Source organism: Arthrobacter sp. FW306-1B-F12A, from assembly GCF_058781865.1.
In genome coordinates this window covers 19,940-38,309 of the sequence record NZ_JBYSXD010000025.1, presented here as the reverse complement: position 1 = coordinate 38,309, position 18,370 = coordinate 19,940, and the positions used below count along the sequence as shown (strand labels likewise).

Below are 18,370 nucleotides of genomic sequence, written 5' to 3'. Positions count from 1 at the left end.
AACAAAGGGCGCCATGAAACAATTGGCCCATGGCTGAATCAACGCAGGGTACAGACACGCCCGCCACCGCCCCCATCAACGTTCCCGACAAGCCGGCCCTTGAAGGCCTCGAGGCTGCCCTGACGCAGCGCTGGCTGGACGAAGGAACCTACAAGTTCAACCCGGACACCACCCGGGAGCAGGTCTACTCGATCGACACTCCCCCGCCCACCGCATCCGGTTCGCTCCACGTGGGCCACATGTTCTCGTTCACGCAGACGGATGTCCAGGCCCGCTACATGCGCATGACCGGCAAGAACGTCTTCTACCCGATGGGCTGGGACGACAACGGGCTGCCTACCGAGCGCCGCGTCCAGAACTACTACGGCGTTCGCTGCGATCCCGCCATTCCCTACAACGCCGGCTACCGCCCGCCGGCACAGCCGGCCAAGAACCAGCGCGATTTCGACGTCGTCTCGCGCCAGAACTTCATCGAACTCTGCGAGGAACTCGCCGTCGAAGACGAAAAGGTCTTCGAGAACCTGTTCCAGACACTCGGCCTGTCCGTTGACTGGGACCTCACCTACCGCACCATCGACGACACCTCCCGTGCGGTGTCCCAGCGTGCCTTCCTCGCGAACCTGAACGCCGGTGACGCCTACATGGCCGAGGCCCCCACCCTGTGGGACGTGACGTTCCGTACCGCCGTCGCGCAGGCCGAACTCGAGGACCGCGAGGTTGCCGGCGCGTACTACCGCTACCCTTTCCTCACCGCTGACGGCGAGAAGATCTACATCGAGACAACACGTCCGGAACTCCTCGCCGCGTGCGCCGCGTTGGTGGCGAACCCCGACGACGAGCGCTACCAGCCGCTGTTCGGCAAGACCGTCACGTCTCCCCTGTTCGACGTCGAACTCGAGGTCAAAGCCCATCCGCTCGCCAAGGCGGACAAGGGTTCCGGCATCGCCATGGTCTGTACCTTCGGCGACCTGACCGACGTCACCTGGTGGCGCGAGCTGCAGTTGCCCACCCGCGCCATCATGGGCCGCGACGGCCGCATCATCGCCGAGACACCCGAGTGGATCACCACCGACGCCGGCAAGGAAGCCTACGCGGCGATTGCCGGCAAGACTGCGTTCTCTGCCAAGGAGGCGGTGGTCGAGCTTCTCGCCGCCGCCGATTTGCTGGATGGCGAGCCCAAGAAGATCACGCACCCCGTGAACTTCTTCGAAAAGGGCGACAAGCCCCTTGAAGTTGTCACCTCGCGCCAGTGGTACATCCGCAATGGCGGACGGGACGAGGACCGCCGCGAGCGGTTGATCGCGCGCGGACACGAGATCGAGTTCCACCCGTCGTTCATGCGTTCCCGCTACGAGAACTGGATTTCCGGGCTGAACGGTGACTGGCTCGTTTCACGCCAGCGCTTCTTCGGTGTGCCGATCCCCGTCTGGTACCCGCTGGATGCCCAGGGCAACCCGGACTACGAGAACCCGATCCTGCCGTCCGACGAGTCCCTTCCCGTGGACCCTGCGGCGGACGCGGCCCCCGGCTTCGACGAGTCCCAGCGCGAGCAGCCCAGTGGCTTCATCGGCGACGCGGATGTCCTGGACACCTGGGCCACGTCTTCGCTGACCCCGCAGATCGTGGGCGGCTGGAGCCGTGACGAGGAACTGTTCGGCAAGGTCTACCCCTTCGACCTCCGGCCGCAGGGCCACGACATCATCCGCACCTGGCTCTTCTCCTCGGCTGTCCGGGCAGATGCCCTGCAGGACAGCGCGCCGTGGAAGCACGCCGCCATCTCGGGCTGGATCCTGGACCCGGACCGCAAGAAGATGTCCAAGTCCAAGGGCAACGTGGTTGTTCCCACCGACGTCCTGAACGAATTCGGCTCCGACGCCGTCCGTTACTGGGCCGCCTCGGCCAAGCTCGGCGCCGACACCGCCTACGAGATCGCCCAGATGAAGATCGGGCGCCGCCTGGCCATCAAGCTGCTCAATGCCTCCAAGTTCGTGTTGAACCTGGGCGCCACGGAGAACTCGGTGGTCGGCGCGGACCTCTCCGTCCTGAGCAACCCCTTAGACCGGGCATTGCTCGCGCAGCTGGCCGATGTCGTGGCACAGTCCACCAAGGCGTTCGACAACTACGACTACGCCCGCGCCCTGCAGATCACGGAATCGTTCTTCTGGCAGTTCACGGACGACTACGTGGAGCTCATCAAGGACCGCGCCTACGGTGCGGCCGGCGAGACCGAGCAGGCATCCGTGCTTGCTGCCCTTGCCACCACGCTGGATGCGCTGTTGCGCCTGTTCGCGCCGTTCCTGCCCTTCGCCACCGAAGAGGTCTGGAGCTGGTGGCGCACGGGTTCGGTCCACCGCGCGGCGTGGCCGGCAGCAGTGGAAATCGTCGACGGCGACACCACCATGCTGGGCACCGTCGGCATCGCGCTGAGCGGCATCCGCAAGGCCAAGTCCGAGGCCAAGGTCAAGCAGCGCACCGAGGTCCTGTCGGCCACGATCACCGCTACCGAGTCATTTGTGGCACAGCTGGAAGCCGGACTGGGAGACCTGAAGGCCGCGGCCAACGCCCAGGAGATTTCACTGGTGGCCGGGGACGGCGAACTCACGGTGAGCGACGTAGTCCTGGCGCCTGCCGAGGAACCCGCCCAGGCGTAGTTTGGAAGAGCCCGGGAGTTTTTCCGGGCCGCCCGGGAAGTTCCAGGCACTTGGGATTTCAGGGCAAAGGGGAAGCCCCATCAGCGTTTAGCCGTTGGTGGGGCTTCGACTTTTCGGCTGCCCGGTGACGTCTTGGCAGTCTGGCGGAATCCTCGGACTTTCAGGTCTTCCTACCTCGTCACTGGTAGCTTGCATCCAACTTTGCCGAAGGCTGCGTCAGATGCATATCACTGAATCTCTGGTTTCCGTGTCCCTCTTCTTTCGAAGTGGGTAAGTTCTATTCTTGACCCGCTCCCCGGCCAGCACAAGCCCCCTTCACGAACTACTGGCATGTAATTCGGACGCCTCGCTGCGGGCCTCCGGGGTTCTGGGTGCCGGTGCTTTGTGGCACAGTGTTGCTATGCCAGAACTTCCCGAGGTGGCCGGGCTGACTGCCTTTCTGGGCAGGAATCTTCTCGGTGCCGAACTGACGAAGATCCAGATCACCTCTTTTGCCGTGCTGAAGACAGCCGATCCCCCTTACTCAGCGCTGGAGGGTCGCAAGATCGTCGGTGTGGAACGCTTCGGAAAGTTCGTCAGCCTCGACGCCGAAGGCATCCATTTCATCTTCCACCTCGCCAAGGCCGGGTGGCTTCGGTACACGGAGCAGCCGTCGCAAACCCAGCTTCGGATGGGCGGCAGCAATATTGCGGCAAGGATTGGCTTCACCAAGAGCGACGGTTCAACCCACGTCGGAGTGGACCTGACGGAGGCCGGGACGAAGAAAAGCCTGGCCGTATACGTGGTGCGCAGGCCCCTGGACGTTCCGGGAATAGCGACCCTTGGCCCGGACCCGCTGAGCCCGGCCTTCACGGAGGAGACCTTGGCCGGAATCCTTTCCACAAACGCGCACCAGATCAAGGGAGTCCTTCGGAGCCAAGGCGTCATCGCGGGCATCGGGAACGCCTATAGCGACGAGATCCTTCACGCAGCCAGGATTTCACCGTTCGCGATCGCCAAGTCGCTGGACAAGGACACCACCCGTGTCCTCTATGAGTCCATCGAAAGCGTCCTGGGTGCGGCTGTGGCCGCCGCCGTCGGGAAAGCGTCAAGCGAACTCAAGGACACCAAGCGGAACACCATGCGGGTCCACGGCAGGGCGGGCCAGCCTTGCCCCGTGTGCGGAACCACGATCCGCGAGGTGTCCTTTGCCGACACGTCATTGCAGTATTGCCCTGGCTGCCAGACAAACGGAAAGATCCTCGCAGACCGTCGAACGTCGCGGTTCCTGAAATAGCCTGGCCCACGGCTCAAGCTGGTTGAATTCCGGGCTAGTTGAATTCCGGGCTTTCCGTGCGGCTGCGTTTGAGTTCGAAGAAGTGCGGGTACCCGGCCAAGGTGACGGTGGCGTCCCAGATCCGGCCGGCTTCCTCGCCACGGGGAATACGGGTGAGGACAGGACCGAAGAAGGCCGTGCCGTTGACGGCGACCACGGGGGTGCCAACATCCTGGCCCACCAAGGAGATCCCCGATTCATGGCTTGCACGCAGCTGGACGTCGTATTCCTCGGAATCGGCGAAACGTGCCAACTCGGCGGGAAGGCCGGTTTCAGCCAGGGCCTTCGAGATGACCTCGGCGAAATCCTTGATGCCTTCGTGGTGGATGAGGGACCCCATCGCGTCGTACAACGGCTTGACGTATTCGTCTCCGTGCAGCTCGCGGGCGGCAATGATGACCCGGACAGGTCCCCAGCCCTGCTTCATCTTCTCGGTGTATTCGGCAGGCAGTTCGCGGCCTTCGTTGAGGACCGAGAGACTCATGACGTTCCAGTTGGTCTCGATGCCGCGGACGTCTTCCACTTCACCGATCCAGCGGGATGTCACCCAGGCAAATGGGCACATGGGATCGAACCAGAAATCGACCTTGTTGGCGGTCTGCTCGGGCACAGGGAACTCCTTCGATAGGCGTAAGGGGCGCGGGTAGGCGGACGAAAACGGTGTCCGGCACCAGTCATGCCAACCTCTGGCTAGGCGGACTTATTCCGACGCTTCGCAATGACCTCGTGCGCGATCATGGTGGGCTGGCCCTTCTTGTTCACGGCATCGGCAGTGATGACGACGCTGGCGATGTCGTCCCTGCTTGGCAGGTCGAACATGACCGGTAGCAGCACTTCCTCCATGATGGCACGCAGGCCGCGGGCTCCGGTGCCACGTTCAAGGGCTTGGTCCGCGATCGAGTCCAGGGCGTCGTCGTCGAACAAAAGCTCCACGCCGTCCAGCTGGAACATCTTCTGGTACTGCTTGATCAGGGCGTTCTTGGGCTTGGAGAGAATCTGGATGAGCGCGGAACGGTCAAGGTTGGACACAGTGGTGATCACGGGCAGGCGCCCGATGAATTCGGGAATCAGCCCGAACTTGAGCAGATCCTCCGGCATCACCTCGCCATAGCTGTCCACGTTGTCCTTGACCTCGTTGAGCGGGGCCCCGAAGCCTATGCCTTTGCGGCCGGACCGCGATCCAATGATGTCCTCGAGCCCGGCGAACGCACCGGCCACAATGAACAGCACGTTGGTGGTGTCGATCTGGATGAATTCCTGGTGCGGGTGTTTGCGTCCGCCCTGGGGCGGAACCGAGGCCACTGTGCCTTCGAGGATCTTAAGAAGCGCCTGCTGCACACCCTCGCCGGACACATCGCGCGTGATGGACGGATTCTCGCTCTTGCGCGAAATCTTGTCGATCTCGTCGATGTAGATGATGCCTTGTTCGGCCTTCTTGACGTCGTAGTCGGCGGCCTGGATGAGCTTCAGGAGGATGTTTTCGACGTCTTCGCCAACGTAACCGGCCTCCGTCAGGGCCGTGGCGTCGGCAACAGCGAACGGTACGTTCAGGCGGCGGGCAAGGGTTTGTGCCAAGTAGGTCTTGCCGCAGCCGGTGGGACCGATCAGCAGGATGTTGGACTTGGCGATCTCCACGTCCTCATGGTGTCCACCCTCACCGAGGCCGGTCTTCGGTGCGTGGCCCGCTTGGATGCGCTTGTAGTGGTTGTAGACCGCGACGGCGAGGGAGCGTTTCGCGGGCTCCTGCCCAATGACGTATTCCTGAAGGAAGTCGAAGATCTCCCGCGGCTTGGGCAACTCGAAGCTACCGAGATCCGATACTTCGGCGAGCTCCTCTTCGATGATCTCGTTGCAGAGTTCGATGCACTCGTCGCAGATGTACACGCCGGGCCCGGCAATCAGCTTCCGAACCTGCTTTTGGCTCTTTCCGCAGAAAGAACACTTCAGCAGATCCGTGCTCTCGCCAATCCGAGCCATGTGGGAATCCCTTCGTTTCATGCGGGTGGTGCAGCCCCGTACCTATCCGCGATTTCGCGCCGATCGCAGCGGGGGCGCCACCATGACAACTTCCACTGTAGGACACAATGGGCTGCTTGGGTTGAAACAGAACGCCGATGCGGTCCATATTTCCTGAACCGCACCGGCGTCGAGTTTTGGCCAGTTACCTGGCGATAGCCTGGGGCTTGATCTTGCGGGAATCGAGCACCTGGTCGATCAATCCGTAGTTCATTGCCTCGGCAGCGGTGAGGATCTTGTCGCGCTCGATATCGTTGTTGACCTGTTCCGGCGTCCGACCGGAGTGCTTGGCCAGCGTGTCCTCAAGCCATGAGCGCATGCGCATGACTTCTGCGGCCTGGATCTCGAGGTCGGAAGCCTGGCCCCCCTGGCCGCCGGACAGCGACGGCTGGTGGATCAGAACCCGGGCGTTGGGCAGGGCGAGGCGTTTGCCCGCCGTACCTGCCGCGAGCAGCACAGCCGCCGCGCTGGCCGCCTGGCCGAGGCACACGGTCTGGATCTCCGGACGAATGTACGTCATCGTGTCGTAGATCGCCGTCATGGCCGTGAACGAGCCACCCGGGGAGTTGATGTACAACGTGATGTCGCGGTCCGGGTCCGTGGACTCGAGCACCAGCAGCTGGGCCATGATGTCGTCGGCAGAAGCGTCGTCAACCTGCACACCGAGAAAGATGATGCGGTCCTCGAAGAGTTTCGTGTACGGGTCCTGGCGCTTGAAGCCGTAGGGCGTGCGCTCCTCGAACTGCGGGAGGACGTAGCGGCTGGACGGGAGATTACCGGCAGACCATCCAAAGTTGTAGTTCATTTTCATTGCTCCTGATCTGAATGTTTCTTGGTGCCGGTTACTTCTCGGAATTCGACGAGTTGGCCGTTCCGCCGCCACCGGCCACAGAGCCTGCGTGGGCGGAGATCTTGTCGAAGAAGCCGTACTCGAGCGCTTCGGTGGCCGTGAACCACTTGTCGCGGTCGTTGTCCTTGAGGATGGTCTCCACGGTCTGTCCGGTCTGTTCGGCTGTCAGCTCGGCCATGACCTTCTTCATGTGAAGGATCAGCTCCGCCTGGATCTTGATGTCCGACGCCGTGCCACCGATGCCGCCGGAAGGCTGGTGCATCAGGATGCGGGCGTTGGGCGTGGCGTAGCGCTTGCCCTTGGTGCCCGAGGAAAGGAGGAACTGGCCCATGGAGGCCGCGAGGCCGGTGGCAACCGTCACGACGTCGTTCGGGATGAACTGCATGGTGTCGTAGATAGCCATGCCGGCGGTCACGGAGCCGCCAGGCGAGTTGATGTAGAGGTAGATGTCCTTCTCAGGGTCTTCAGCCGAGAGGAGGAGGAGCTGGGAGCAGATCGCGTTGGCGTTTTCGTCACGGACTTCGGATCCGAGCCAGATGATGCGCTCTTTCAGCAGGCGGTTGTAGATGTAGTTGTCCTGGGCCGCTGGATCGACGGTTGCCATCCTGGGGGCCTCTGCGTGCTGTGACATAAGTACTTACCTCTCGCTGGTGACAGGGCCATTGCTGAACTTGCCATCCCTGATCTTCACTACTTGGACACTAACCGTTTTCCACGGCGATTTGTTCTCCCAAATCGCGCTGTTCGCTGACGGCGCACGATTGCGGAAGGGCGTACTTTGCACGGTTCCGGGGCTTAAACCAAGCCGCCCCCGGATCCATGATCCGGGGGCGGCTTGAGTTGAAACTAGAACTTCACTGCGGCGGGGTCGTCGCTCGGAACAACAGCTGCCTCTTCGGCTTCCTCGACGGAGGCCTCTTCGCCCGCGGGGCGCACGAAGTCGCTGAGGTCGACCTTGTTGCCCTCGGAGTCGACAACCTCGGCCTGGCCGAGGACAACTGCGAGAGCCTTACGGCGGCGGACCTCGGAAACCATCATGGGAACCTGGCCGCTCTGATCGATGATCTGGGCGAACTGGTTCGGGTCCATGCCGTACTGGCTTGCCGTGGTGACGATGTAGTCGATCAGCTCGTTCTGGCTGACGCTCACTTCTTCCTTGTCGGCAATGGCGTCAAGGATGATCTCGTTCTGGAAGGCGCGGGCGGTGTTGGCCTTGACCTCGGCGCGGTGTTCCTCGGTGTCGTGATCGCCTTCACCGTGGGCGTTCTCCGGGTTGAAGTGCGCTTCGAGCTGCTCTTCGACTACAGAGTCCGGAACCGGAACCTCGATGAGCTCCACGAGCTTGTCCAGGACCTTGTCACGGGCTTCGACGCCCTGGCCGACGACCTTGGACTCAGCGGCCTGCTTGGCAAGGTCTTCACGCAGTTCGGCGAGGGTGTCGAACTCGGATGCCAACTGGGCGAAGTCGTCGTTGGCCTCAGGAAGCTCGCGCTCCTTGACGGTCTTGACAACAACCTTGACCTGGGCTGCTTCGCCGGCGTGCTCGCCGCCAACCAGGGTGGTGTCGAAGATTGCTTCTTCTTCGGCAGAAAGGCCGGTGACGGCCTCATCGAGGCCTTCAAGCATGGTGCCTGCGCCAACCTGGTAGGACAGGCCGGTGGCGGAGTCGATCTCAGCGCCGTCGATCGTGGCGGTGATGTCGATGGTCAGGAAGTCACCATCGGCGGCCGGGCGGTCAACGGACTTCAGCGTGCCGAAGCGGCCGCGGAGCTCGTCGAGGGCCTTATCGACGTCGGCGTCGGAGGAATCGGCTGCGGCAACCTCTACCTTGATGCCGGCGTAGTCGGGGAGTTCAACCTCGGGACGGACGTCGATCTCAACCTGGAACTTCAGTTCACCGTCGGTCGAGGACGGGTCCGGAACCTCGGTGATCTCAACCTCGGGACGGCTCAGCGGACGGAGGCCGGCTTCCTGGACGGCAGCCTGGTACCAGCCGTTGAGGCCATCGTTGATGGCGGTCTCCAGGACGTAGCCGCGGCCAACGCGCTGGTCAACCAGCTTGGAGGGAACTTTGCCCTTGCGGAACCCGGGAACCTGGATCTGCGAAGCAACGGTCTTGTAAGCGGCATCGATGCTCGGCTTCAGTTCCTCAAAGGGAACCTCAACGTTGAGCTTGACCCGCGTGGCGGTGAGGTTCTCGACAGCGCTCTTCACAGTCTAAGTACTCCTGGTTTTGTGGGATGGGGTTCTGCCGCGTTCCGGATCGGAACAGGCACACAGAGTCGGGGTGACAGGATTTGAACCTGCGACTTCCTGCTCCCAAAGCAGGCGCTCTAGCCAAGCTGAGCTACACCCCGTGAATGCACAGGACAGTCTACGGGCATCTCGCCGGAGAATGCACATTTGACACTTGGCCCCTGAATTAGGTTTAGTTATATCCGGCTTCAACAGCCACCGGAAAGATGCACGGAACCCTCTGATGGATTCGTAGAGACCCATGCAGCCTTGCCCGGGGACGTAGCTTAATGGTAAAGCCTCAGTCTTCCAAACTGATTACGCGGGTTCGATTCCCGTCGTCCCCTCCACAGAACGAAGGGCCCCTCCATGAGGGGCCCTTCGTGTTCCGCCTGTTCGTGTTTCCGCCTGTTTGCGCCCGCCAAAGGCACACTTCAGTTCTGGCAGCCGGGGCACCAATAGAGTTTGCGCGCACCGATCTCGGCCAGTCCCACTGTTTCGCCGCATCGCCGGCACGGCTGTCCGTGCCGCTTGTAGACAAAGTGCGCCTCGCCGTCGAGCGCTCCGGCGTTCCCGCCGCTCCACAAAGCCGATGGGGTCGTAACAATCCGCCCGTCACGGACGCCGTCGGACATCGCCGCCACGGTGTCATCCCACAGTCGTCCGGCGGTTTCGGCGCCCAGAGAGCTGCCCGGGGTCCAGGGATCAACGCGCTGGCGGAACAGCACTTCCGCGCGATAGATGTTCCCGATCCCGGCTACGACCGACTGGTCCATGAGGATGAGCCCGACGGCGGTCTTGCGGCGCAGCAAGCGGCGGACGAACTCGTCGCGATCGTCGGGCCGGTTGTGGAGAGGATCGGGACCCAGGCGCGCCAGGACGGCAGCGGCCTCCGCATCGGTGATCGCAGCGCATGTCGTGGCGCCCCTGAGATCCGCCCAGCCGTTCGCTGAAATGAGGCGAACGCGGACGGCACCCACGGGCTCAGGCGGACCCGCGTAGCTTCTGGCGCCCCCTTCGCCGGCATCTTGCTCTGCTTCCTGCGAGAAACTCTCCCGTTCGCCGATCCGCCGCGGAGCCCCGATGCTCGAGGCCCCGGTGAAGGATTCATCGCCACCGAAGCTCCACGCACCGTAGAGACCCAGATGGACATGCAGGAGCACCCCGTGGTCAAAACGGAGGAAGAGCTGCTTGCCGTGCGCCGTCGCTTCGAGCAGTTCGTGGCGGTCCAAAAGCGCCGCACCCGCGGTGAAACGGCCCTGGGGGCTGGAGACTTCCAGCACGTGGCCGGCGAAAACATCCTGGAACTGGCGCGCCAGGCGATGGATGGAATGCCCTTCAGGCATTAGGCAACGATTTCGCCGGTGTTCTCGTAGGTAGCGATTTTTCCGATGCGGCGCACGTGGCGTTCGTCGTTGCTGAACGGTTCTTCCAGGAAGGCCTCGATCAGTTCGGTGGCTTCCTCGACGGTGTGCTGGCGGCCGCCGACGGCAACCACGTTGGCGTCGTTGTGCTCCCGGGCAAGCTTTGCGGTCGAAAGGTTCCAGGCGAGCGCGGCCCGGACACCCTTGACCTTGTTCGCGGCGATTTGTTCGCCGTTGCCGGATCCGCCCAGGACGATGCCCAATGCGTGAACGCCGGCCTCTTGGTCGGCGACCACCGCGGTGGCAGCGTTGATGCAGAACGAAGGGTAGTCATCGAGGGCGTCGTACACCTTGGGGCCGTGGTCAACGACGTCGTAGCCTTTGGCGGTCAAGTGGCTTACGAGGTGGGCGCTGAGCTCCATGCCGGCGTGGTCCGTGGCAATGTGGACGCGGGGTGTGGTCACAGGAAGTCCATTCAGTCTGGCGCGCGAACGCGGCAAAGCCGGGCGCGGCGTTGAGGGATGCGGTTCCTAGGTTACTAGGATCGTGCCCCGGCCCACCTCTTAAGACGAAGCCGGCAGACCGGGAGACCTTCCGGCGCTCACGGGGCCGGAGGCTGCTCGCCGCGCTGGGCACGTGCCGCGACGCGGTTCAGGATCCCGGCGAGCCGGTCCGCAGTGGCCGAGGTCCCGGCGCTGAACGCCACCCTGCGGCCGCTGACCTGGCGGACGACGACGGCGGGACCGCTGCTCACGAGCATGGCCGTCGCACCTCCGTGGTGCCGGAGTCCCCAGCCGCCAAAGTCCGCGGCCCTGACTTCCTGAGCGGCTGCGCCTGCGATGTCAACGGCCGGCACCGTGAGGACCCGCAGGACCCCCGCAACAAAGACCTGCACCCCTCTCCTGTCCGCCCTCACCCGGACAAACAGGAAACACGCTCCGATGACCGCGACCACTGCCAACAATGCGCCCAACCACGGGAGCGCAATCGCGATCAGCATGGCCGGGAACAAGGTGGCGACGCAGATCATGACGAACACCGAACTCCGCGCATGGACCCACAGCAACATGGAATCTTCCGCCAGGCCAGGGTCTTCCGTCCGGATCCGCTCGGCCTCGAGGGCGGCGTCGTCTTCCGGAGTCCAATGCGGGTCCGGTTTGAAAGCCATCATCATGACCACGCCCAAGGGCAAAGCCGCACCCGCGCCGAGGGCAAGGACCGTGGCATCAACGTGCGAGCTGCGGGCGTCGGCGAGGCCTGTTTGCCCCACAAGGCCAGCGGCCAGCACGGACGTAATGAAGAGGGTCACCATGAGGCCCATGCCCATCATGACCCTGCGCATAATCACCGGCCGGGCAAGGGGAACAGCCTGGATGAACACCAGCCAACCCGCGACGACCAGAAACCCTCCTCCGCCGAGTACGTAGGCGAGGAACGGCGCAAAGCTGATTCCGCCGTCGGCATTCCAAGCGATGGCCACGGGATCCGGGAGATTGTTGCGCAACATGAGGGCGCACACGGCAAATGCGGCGGCCAGCAGCAGCGGAAATGCCACTGCAAAGCGGAGTGCCCGGAGGTCCAGCGAGTCGCGCATCTTTCCCATATTCCAACGCTACCCCGCGCCGGCGACACTGTGATCGAGCTTCCTTGCCAAGGCGGAATCAAGTGAAAGAATGACTTCACAGCGCCGGCGCTGGCTGAAACCAACCGGCTTCTCGAAACCATTCTTGGAGGCAAACCTTGCCAGGCCTGAACCTGACGCGCGCCGAAGCCGGACAGCGCGCAGAATTGCTCACCGTGACCTCGTACGACGTCACCCTCGACTTGACCAAGGGCGCCACGGTCTTCGGCTCCACGACCGTGGTGAAGTTCTCCGCCGTCGAGGGTTCCTCGAGCTTCATCGACGCGATCACGGAAACCGTGCACAGCGTGACGCTGAACGGCACCGAACTCGATCCGGCGGTGGTGTCCGACGGCGTGCGCATCCAACTGCCCGGGCTCGCCGCCGAAAACGAGCTGAAGGTAGTCGCGGATGCCCCGTACATGAACACCGGTGAGGGCCTGCACCGATTCGTGGACCCGGTGGACAACGAGGCCTACCTGTACACGCAATTCGAGGTGCCGGATTCGCGCCGCATGTTCGCTGTGTTCGAGCAGCCGGACCTGAAGGCCGCATTCACCTTCACGGTCACCGCACCGTCGCATTGGGACCTCATCTCCAACTCGCCCACTCCCGTACCGCTGGAAACCACTCCCGGGGACGACGGCGGGGCGCGCTCGGTTTGGCATTTCGCCCCCACTCCCCGCATCTCTTCCTACGTCACCGCCTTGATCGCGGGACCGTACCAATCGGTCCGCAGCAAGGTCACGAGCTCCGATGGCCGGGTCATTCCGCTTGGGGTGTTCGCCCGCAAGTCCCTCATGCAGTACCTGGACGCCGACAACATCTTCGAACTGACCCGCCAGGGTTTTGAGTTCTTCGAGGCCCAGTTCGGATTCCCGTACCCCTTCGAGAAGTACGATCAGCTCTTCGTTCCCGAGTTCAATGCCGGCGCCATGGAAAACGCCGGCGCGGTGACCATCCTCGAGGGCTACGTCTTCCGCGGAAAGGTCACCGACGCCCAGATCGAGCGCCGCGCCATCACCGTGCTGCACGAACTGGCCCACATGTGGTTCGGGGACCTCGTCACGATGCGCTGGTGGAACGACCTTTGGCTCAACGAGTCCTTTGCCGAGTACATGTCCCACCTGGCCGCGGTCGAAAACACCGAATTCGACCGGGCCTGGACCACCTTTGCCTCGGTGGAGAAATCCTGGGCGTACCGGCAGGACCAATTGCCCACGACGCACCCGATTTTTGCCGAGATCAACGATCTCCAGGACGTCGAGGTCAACTTCGACGGCATCACATACGCCAAGGGAGCTTCCGTGCTGCGGCAGTTGGTCGCCTGGGTTGGGCCGGAACAGTTCATGGCCGGCGTCCGCGAATACTTCCAGAAGCATGCCTGGCAGAACACCGAGCTTGTGGACCTCATGAAGGAACTCGAAGCTGCCAGCGGCCGCGACCTGGACCAGTGGGGCAAGCTCTGGCTCGAGACTGCCGGCGTCAATACCCTCACCCCCGAGATCGAGGTCGACACCAACGGCACCATCACGTCCTTTGCGATCGTGCAGACCGCTATCGACGAGCAGCCCACGCTGCGCCCGCACCGCCTCGCCGTCGGCTTCTACGACCTCTCAGCCGAAGGCAAGCTTGAGAGGACCCACAGGGAGGAGCTCGACGTCGACGGCGCCCGGACCGACGTCCCTGCCCTTGCCGGAAAGGCGCGTCCGGACCTGGTCCTGCTCAACGACGACGATCTCGCCTACGCGAAGGTGCGCCTCGACCCCGCATCCTTGGCCACTGCGAAAGCCCACCTGAAGGACTTCGCCGGCAGCCTGCCACGCACGCTCGTGTGGGGCTCGGCCTGGGATGCGGCGCGCGACGGCGAAACCCCGGCCCGCGGCTACGCCGAGTTGATCCTGGCGAACATCGCGTCCGAGACCGATTCCTCAGTGATCCAGACCCAGCTTCGACAGCTGGCCACCACCCTGACGTACTACGTCGCAGCCGAGCACAAGGATGCCGCCACGGTGGCCGCGGCGGACGCTCTCTGGGAGCTTTCGAGCACGGCGGCTGCGGGATCGGACGCGCAACTCCAATTCGTCAAGTCCTTCGCGCTGCTCGCCGCAAGCAGCTCCCAATTCGACGCAGTCCAGTCTGTCCTGGACGGCAGCATGGTCCTGGATGGCCTGACGGTCGACCAGGACTTGCGCTGGGAACTTCTCACCGCATTGGTGGTTGGCGGGCGCCAGGGCCAGGACCGGATCGACGCCGAACTCGAGCGCGACCACACGGCCAATGGCCAGAACGCCGCAGCCTTGGCGACGGCGGCCCTTCCCACACCCGAGGCCAAGGCCGCCGCGTGGAAGAAGATCGTGGTCACGGGCGAGCTCTCCAACGCCATTCAAAGCTCCGCCGTCACGGGCTTCACCCGGGTGCTGGACACCTCCCTGTTGGAGCCGTACGCGGAACAGTATTTCGAGGCGGTTCCGGAGATTGTTGCCAACCGCACCCATGCGCTGGCCCAGCAAATCGTCGTCGGGCTCTACCCTGCGCAACTGACAACGCAGGCCACGGTTGACCGCACGGACAAGTTCCTCGCCGAACTGCCGGCGGATAGCAGTGCCCTGCGCCGCATGATGCTAGAAAACCGCGACGGCGTAGCCCGTGCTTTGAAGGCCCGCGCGGCAGACATCTAAAACGGTCGGATAGCCCACCGAAAGGCCCCGGTTCCGCTTCACTGGAACCGGGGCCTTTCCGTGTGCCGCCCGCGAGTGCACCGCCGCTAGACTTTCCGCATGAGCCTGGACGAACACCACTACTCGCTGACCGTGCGCTGGACCGGAAACCTGGGCACCGGGACATCCACCTACCGTGGCTACACCCGGGACCACGACGTCGAGATCCCCGGCCTGCCCGTCCTGAAGGGCTCCTCGGACCCCACCTTCCATGGCGACCGCAGCCGATACAACCCCGAACAACTGCTCCTCACCGCCCTCTCGCAGTGCCACATGCTGTCTTTCCTGCATGTCGCCGTCAAGCACGGGGTGGTAGTGACCGATTACGTGGATCACGCCGAGGGCATGATGAGGCTCAATCGCGATGGCAGCGGCCAGTTCGAGAACGTCACCTTGAAGCCGCACGTCACGGTTGCCGACCCGGCGCATCTTTCCCTGGTGGACAAACTGCACCATGAGGCCAACCAGGTGTGCTTTATTGCCCGGAGCGTCAATTTTCCCGTTCTGCATGAGCCGAGCACGACGGCGGCCGCCAGCTAATCAGGTGTCAAGAAGGCCGTCCGGCCAAGAACCACGATGCGGATCCGGCCACGCTACGGCGATAGGGTTGACCGTGGACAGAGTGTTCAGCGCCCGGCAATCAAGGGCCCGGCGAACAATTGGATCCCGTGAGGAGCATTCCCGCATATGAACGTCGCCTCGTCGACCGACAACATCGTGGCCGATGCAGCCAAGATCGATTACGCGTCCATCTTCGTGACGCTAGGCATCGGGTTGGTGGTCTGGGTTGTGGCCCGGTTCATCATTCTGCGCATAACCCGCCGGGTGGCAGAGGGCACCAGCTTCTTCAAGAAACCGCATTTCAGGTGGGTCCAGCCGGCTTTCCGGGCGCTCGACCATGAACGCCGCGCCCAGCGCGCCCACACCATCGGCTCACTGCTGACAAGCGTGCTCAGCGTGGTGGTGGTGGTCATTGTCATCATCTACGTCCTCAAATACCTGAATGTGGATATTGCCCCGCTGCTCACGAGCGTCGGTATTTTGGGTGTGGCCATTGGCTTCGGCGCCCAACAGCTCATACGCGATTTCCTGTCCGGCATCTTCATCACCATCGAGGACCAGTTCGGGATCGGCGATGTGATCGTAACCACTGAAGTGATCGGCACCGTTGAATCGGTAGGACTCCGGATCACCCGGCTCAAGGCTGAAGACGGGGCCATCTGGTATCTGCGCAACGGGGAAATCCTGCGGGTGGGCAACCGCTCGCAAGGCGATTACGTGCCTGAAGACTCAACCGTCCCGGACGACGTTCCGCCTGCACCTCCAGGGACGGCGCCTGCCGAAACCGCCGCCGCCGGTGCGCCTCCGACTTCAAAGGAAGCCCTCAAGATTCGAGAGCAGAAAGCAGGTGAGTGACATGGGCAGCCAGCCGGAATCCGCAGCACCCCAGCCGGCAGAGCGGCGTCAGTTGATGCAAAACGATCCGTTCAGCCAGCCTGCGTACACCGACAGTTTCTATGAGGCCATCGGTGGCCACGAGACTTTCGTGAAACTGATCGATGTCTTTTACGACGGTGTAGCGGGAGACCCGTTGCTCCGGCCGATGTACCCGGAACAAGACCTCGACCCCGCAAAGCGGCGGTTCCTCATGTTTCTTGAGCAGTATTGGGGCGGTCCGGGCACGTACAGCGAGGAACGCGGGCACCCACGCTTGAGGATGCGGCACATGCCGTTCCAAGTGACGCCCGAAGCCAAGGACCGCTGGCTCTTCCACATGCGCGCGGCAGTCGATTCGCTCAACTTGTCGCCGCTTCACGAAGGGACGTTGTGGGATTACATGGAGCGGGCTGCGCTCACGATGGTCAATAGCCCGTCGGTCCAGCAGCCCTGAGCTTGTAGGACGGTGCTGTGTGTCGGGCCGGGCCTAGGCTCGGGTTCAGCGGGCCTGGAAGCCCAGGCCTGATCCGGATCGAGCCAGGATGTGGCCCCGGCTCCCACTGAGCCGGAACCAACGGCCGTTGCGGAAGAGCCGGTGTTCGCCGTCGCCCAGGAAACCGAGCGCCAAGGCGGCGAACGCAGCGCCTGCGGGCACGCCGTCGAGTCCCGGGATCTCCCGTCCCCACACCGCGGCCCTCGCGTTGTTGACGATCAATGCGCCGGGCTGATCCGGAACGATCCCGGCCACCTCGGCAATGCCGGCATTCGCGACAGACTTGAGTTCGGCGTCGGGCACTGAACGCAGCGGCTCCCAGCCGCTGCGGGGCGCCCCGACTCCCGCCCACGATTCGGAAACGGTCGACGGCGGGATGGGAAGCTCGACGTCGTCGGCACCGGAACGCGCCAGGCGGTCGAGGACCGAGGAAAGAGTCACGGTGACGTCCGCATGCGCGTCTTCGGCAAGGGCGATAGTCCGTAGCCCGAGAATGGTGGGGGTCGCTTCGCCCAGGAGGCGCGGCCTCAAGACGCACACATATGCAGCCAGGACGCGGCCGGAGGCCTGAAGCCGGATGGCGCCATCATCGATGCTCTTGGCACGCGTGACATAGGTGCGGAGATCCGCCAGATCACGGGGATCGACGAAATGGAAGGACTGGGTCAATACATCGGACACATCATCGACTCTACCGGCATGTCCGCGGTTGAGAGGGGTCAGGGTGGCGTCTAGAGTCGAACCATGACTGACGCGCACGCCGGCCTGGAACATCAGGTTGCCCTTGAGGACCCCACATCCACCCTCATCGAACTGTTGTCCCTCGCCGACTTCGACGGCGCGAGGACAGCCGAGGACATCTTCCTTGGACCCTCCCAGAAACAGCCGCGCCACCGGGTATTTGGCGGGCAGGTGCTCGCCCAGTCGCTCGTGGCCGGAATGCGCACGGTGGACGAGGATCGGACGGTCCATTCCATGCACGGCTATTTCCTTCGTCCGGGCGACGCCAACCAGCCGATCACTTTCAGTGTGGAGCGGCTTCGCGACGGACGCTCGTTCTCGGCCCGGCGGGTGCACGCCTACCAGGAAGGCCAACCGATCCTGTCAATGATCGCGTCCTTCCAGACCGAGGCGGAGGGCGTGGAACACCAGTCCTTGATGCCGGCCGGAATCCCGGACCCCGAAACGCTGCCGAGTACCGCCGAACTCCTGCAGAAGTACGACCACCCGCTCGCCCGCCACATGTCCTTCGAACGGCCCTTCGATGTCCGCCACATCGATCCCGCAATCTATGTCGAAGCGCCCAAAGACCGGATAGCCAGAAATGCCGTCTGGATGAAAACCTTTGGCCCGATGCCGGACGACCCCAACCTTCATTTGGCCGCCCTGGCCTACGCGAGCGACTACACCATCCTGGAATCGGTGCTTCGCAAGAACGGATTGAGCTGGATGACGCCAGGCATGAGCGTCGCTAGCCTTGACCACGCCATGTGGTGGCACCGGCCCGTCCGCGTCGACGAGTGGCTGCTTTACGTGCAGGAGTCCCCCAGCGCCCAAGGCGCCCGCGGACTTGCTACGGGCAAGATCTTCAGCCGCGATGGCCAGCATGTCGCCACGGTGGCGCAAGAGGGCATGCTCCGGATCCCGTAATCGCTGCTCAGGTAGCTG

At 63.4% G+C, this 18,370-nt stretch carries 16 protein-coding genes and 2 tRNA genes; 8 read left to right on the top strand and 10 right to left on the bottom strand.

Annotation, left to right across the window (positions count from 1 at the left end; translation table 11 throughout):
- Nucleotides 1–29 precede the first annotated feature (29 nt).
- Both valS and AC3WJU_RS13335 read left to right on the top strand, forming a co-directional pair.
- Complete coding sequence (gene valS / locus AC3WJU_RS13340) at nt 30–2,651, top strand: valine--tRNA ligase (RefSeq protein WP_492260077.1); 2,622 nt, start codon at nt 30–32, stop codon at nt 2,649–2,651.
- A gap of 400 nt (nt 2,652–3,051) precedes the next feature.
- Entirely contained in the window at nt 3,052–3,927 is an 876-nt protein-coding gene (locus tag AC3WJU_RS13335) for an Fpg/Nei family DNA glycosylase (RefSeq protein WP_284991202.1), read from the top strand.
- Nucleotides 3,928–3,961: 34 nt separating this feature from the next.
- On the opposite strand, the gene AC3WJU_RS13330 is transcribed toward AC3WJU_RS13335, so the two are convergent.
- The 6 genes from AC3WJU_RS13330 to AC3WJU_RS13305 form a co-directional block, all read right to left on the bottom strand.
- Nucleotides 3,962–4,576, bottom strand: coding sequence for a mycothiol-dependent nitroreductase Rv2466c family protein (locus AC3WJU_RS13330; protein WP_059389364.1), 615 nt, complete (start codon nt 4,574–4,576; stop codon nt 3,962–3,964).
- Nucleotides 4,577–4,656: 80 nt separating this feature from the next.
- On the bottom strand, nt 4,657–5,943 hold the full coding sequence (gene clpX / locus AC3WJU_RS13325) for an ATP-dependent Clp protease ATP-binding subunit ClpX (protein ID WP_284991201.1): 1,287 nt from the start codon (nt 5,941–5,943) through the stop codon (nt 4,657–4,659).
- A gap of 184 nt (nt 5,944–6,127) precedes the next feature.
- The gene (locus AC3WJU_RS13320) at nt 6,128–6,787 is read right to left on the bottom strand and encodes an ATP-dependent Clp protease proteolytic subunit (protein WP_234749864.1); all 660 of its coding nucleotides are present in this window, start codon (nt 6,785–6,787) and stop codon (nt 6,128–6,130) included.
- Between the two features lie 37 nt (nt 6,788–6,824).
- Nucleotides 6,825–7,436, bottom strand: a complete 612-nt coding sequence (locus AC3WJU_RS13315; RefSeq protein WP_284991226.1) for an ATP-dependent Clp protease proteolytic subunit — start codon at nt 7,434–7,436, stop codon at nt 6,825–6,827.
- Nucleotides 7,437–7,678: 242 nt separating this feature from the next.
- On the bottom strand, nt 7,679–9,046 hold the full coding sequence (gene tig / locus AC3WJU_RS13310) for a trigger factor (RefSeq protein ID WP_059390251.1): 1,368 nt from the start codon (nt 9,044–9,046) through the stop codon (nt 7,679–7,681).
- Nucleotides 9,047–9,114: 68 nt separating this feature from the next.
- Nucleotides 9,115–9,189, bottom strand: a tRNA-Pro gene (locus tag AC3WJU_RS13305).
- A gap of 154 nt (nt 9,190–9,343) precedes the next feature.
- Between AC3WJU_RS13305 and AC3WJU_RS13300 the strand changes: the two genes are divergently transcribed.
- Nucleotides 9,344–9,417, top strand: a tRNA-Gly gene (locus tag AC3WJU_RS13300).
- Nucleotides 9,418–9,501: 84 nt separating this feature from the next.
- On the opposite strand, the gene AC3WJU_RS13295 is transcribed toward AC3WJU_RS13300, so the two are convergent.
- The 3 genes from AC3WJU_RS13295 to AC3WJU_RS13285 form a co-directional block, all read right to left on the bottom strand.
- Nucleotides 9,502–10,413: an Fpg/Nei family DNA glycosylase gene (locus AC3WJU_RS13295; protein ID WP_492260076.1), complete on the bottom strand. Its 912-nt coding sequence runs from the start codon at nt 10,411–10,413 to the stop codon at nt 9,502–9,504.
- The gene (locus tag AC3WJU_RS13290) at nt 10,413–10,895 is read right to left on the bottom strand and encodes a ribose-5-phosphate isomerase (RefSeq protein WP_284991197.1); all 483 of its coding nucleotides are present in this window, start codon (nt 10,893–10,895) and stop codon (nt 10,413–10,415) included. Before AC3WJU_RS13290 ends, AC3WJU_RS13295 begins: the two co-directional genes overlap by 1 nt.
- 137 nt (nt 10,896–11,032) lie before the next feature.
- Entirely contained in the window at nt 11,033–12,034 is a 1,002-nt protein-coding gene (locus tag AC3WJU_RS13285) for a hypothetical protein (RefSeq protein ID WP_284991196.1), read from the bottom strand.
- A 137-nt stretch (nt 12,035–12,171) separates the two neighbouring features.
- Between AC3WJU_RS13285 and pepN the strand changes: the two genes are divergently transcribed.
- From pepN to AC3WJU_RS13265, 4 genes are all read left to right on the top strand, one after another.
- Nucleotides 12,172–14,733, top strand: a complete 2,562-nt coding sequence (gene pepN, locus AC3WJU_RS13280; RefSeq protein WP_492260075.1) for an aminopeptidase N — start codon at nt 12,172–12,174, stop codon at nt 14,731–14,733.
- Nucleotides 14,734–14,832: 99 nt separating this feature from the next.
- The gene (locus AC3WJU_RS13275) at nt 14,833–15,312 is read left to right on the top strand and encodes an OsmC family protein (RefSeq protein ID WP_059387782.1); all 480 of its coding nucleotides are present in this window, start codon (nt 14,833–14,835) and stop codon (nt 15,310–15,312) included.
- A gap of 147 nt (nt 15,313–15,459) precedes the next feature.
- On the top strand, nt 15,460–16,188 hold the full coding sequence (locus tag AC3WJU_RS13270) for a mechanosensitive ion channel family protein (RefSeq protein WP_492260074.1): 729 nt from the start codon (nt 15,460–15,462) through the stop codon (nt 16,186–16,188).
- A 1-nt stretch (nt 16,189) separates the two neighbouring features.
- A complete protein-coding gene (locus AC3WJU_RS13265) occupies nt 16,190–16,663 on the top strand; it encodes a globin (protein WP_284991194.1) in 474 nt (157 codons plus the stop codon).
- Nucleotides 16,664–16,708: 45 nt separating this feature from the next.
- On the opposite strand, the gene AC3WJU_RS13260 is transcribed toward AC3WJU_RS13265, so the two are convergent.
- Nucleotides 16,709–17,383, bottom strand: a complete 675-nt coding sequence (locus AC3WJU_RS13260) for a DUF8185 domain-containing protein (RefSeq protein ID WP_059387779.1) — start codon at nt 17,381–17,383, stop codon at nt 16,709–16,711.
- Between the two features lie 63 nt (nt 17,384–17,446).
- Here AC3WJU_RS13260 and tesB point away from each other — a divergent pair, with 63 nt between their 5' ends.
- A complete protein-coding gene (gene tesB / locus AC3WJU_RS13255) occupies nt 17,447–18,352 on the top strand; it encodes an acyl-CoA thioesterase II (protein WP_492260073.1) in 906 nt (301 codons plus the stop codon).
- Nucleotides 18,353–18,370 lie beyond the last annotated feature (18 nt).

Excerpts from the sequence above, each read along its gene's own strand:
- valS (WP_492260077.1), top strand. The coding sequence starts at position 30 with ATGGCTGAATCAACGCAGGGTACAGACACGCCCGCCACCGCCCCCATC.
- AC3WJU_RS13335 (WP_284991202.1), top strand. The coding sequence starts at position 3,052 with ATGCCAGAACTTCCCGAGGTGGCCGGGCTGACTGCCTTTCTGGGCAGG.
- clpX (WP_284991201.1), bottom strand. The coding sequence starts at position 5,943 with ATGGCTCGGATTGGCGAGAGCACGGATCTGCTGAAGTGTTCTTTCTGC.
- AC3WJU_RS13320 (WP_234749864.1), bottom strand. The coding sequence starts at position 6,787 with ATGAACTACAACTTTGGATGGTCTGCCGGTAATCTCCCGTCCAGCCGC.
- AC3WJU_RS13315 (WP_284991226.1), bottom strand. The coding sequence starts at position 7,436 with ATGGCAACCGTCGATCCAGCGGCCCAGGACAACTACATCTACAACCGC.
- AC3WJU_RS13295 (WP_492260076.1), bottom strand. The coding sequence starts at position 10,413 with ATGCCTGAAGGGCATTCCATCCATCGCCTGGCGCGCCAGTTCCAGGAT.
- AC3WJU_RS13285 (WP_284991196.1), bottom strand. The coding sequence starts at position 12,034 with ATGGGAAAGATGCGCGACTCGCTGGACCTCCGGGCACTCCGCTTTGCA.
- AC3WJU_RS13275 (WP_059387782.1), top strand. The coding sequence starts at position 14,833 with ATGAGCCTGGACGAACACCACTACTCGCTGACCGTGCGCTGGACCGGA.
- AC3WJU_RS13270 (WP_492260074.1), top strand. The coding sequence starts at position 15,460 with ATGAACGTCGCCTCGTCGACCGACAACATCGTGGCCGATGCAGCCAAG.
- AC3WJU_RS13265 (WP_284991194.1), top strand. The coding sequence starts at position 16,190 with ATGGGCAGCCAGCCGGAATCCGCAGCACCCCAGCCGGCAGAGCGGCGT.
- tesB (WP_492260073.1), top strand. The coding sequence starts at position 17,447 with ATGACTGACGCGCACGCCGGCCTGGAACATCAGGTTGCCCTTGAGGAC.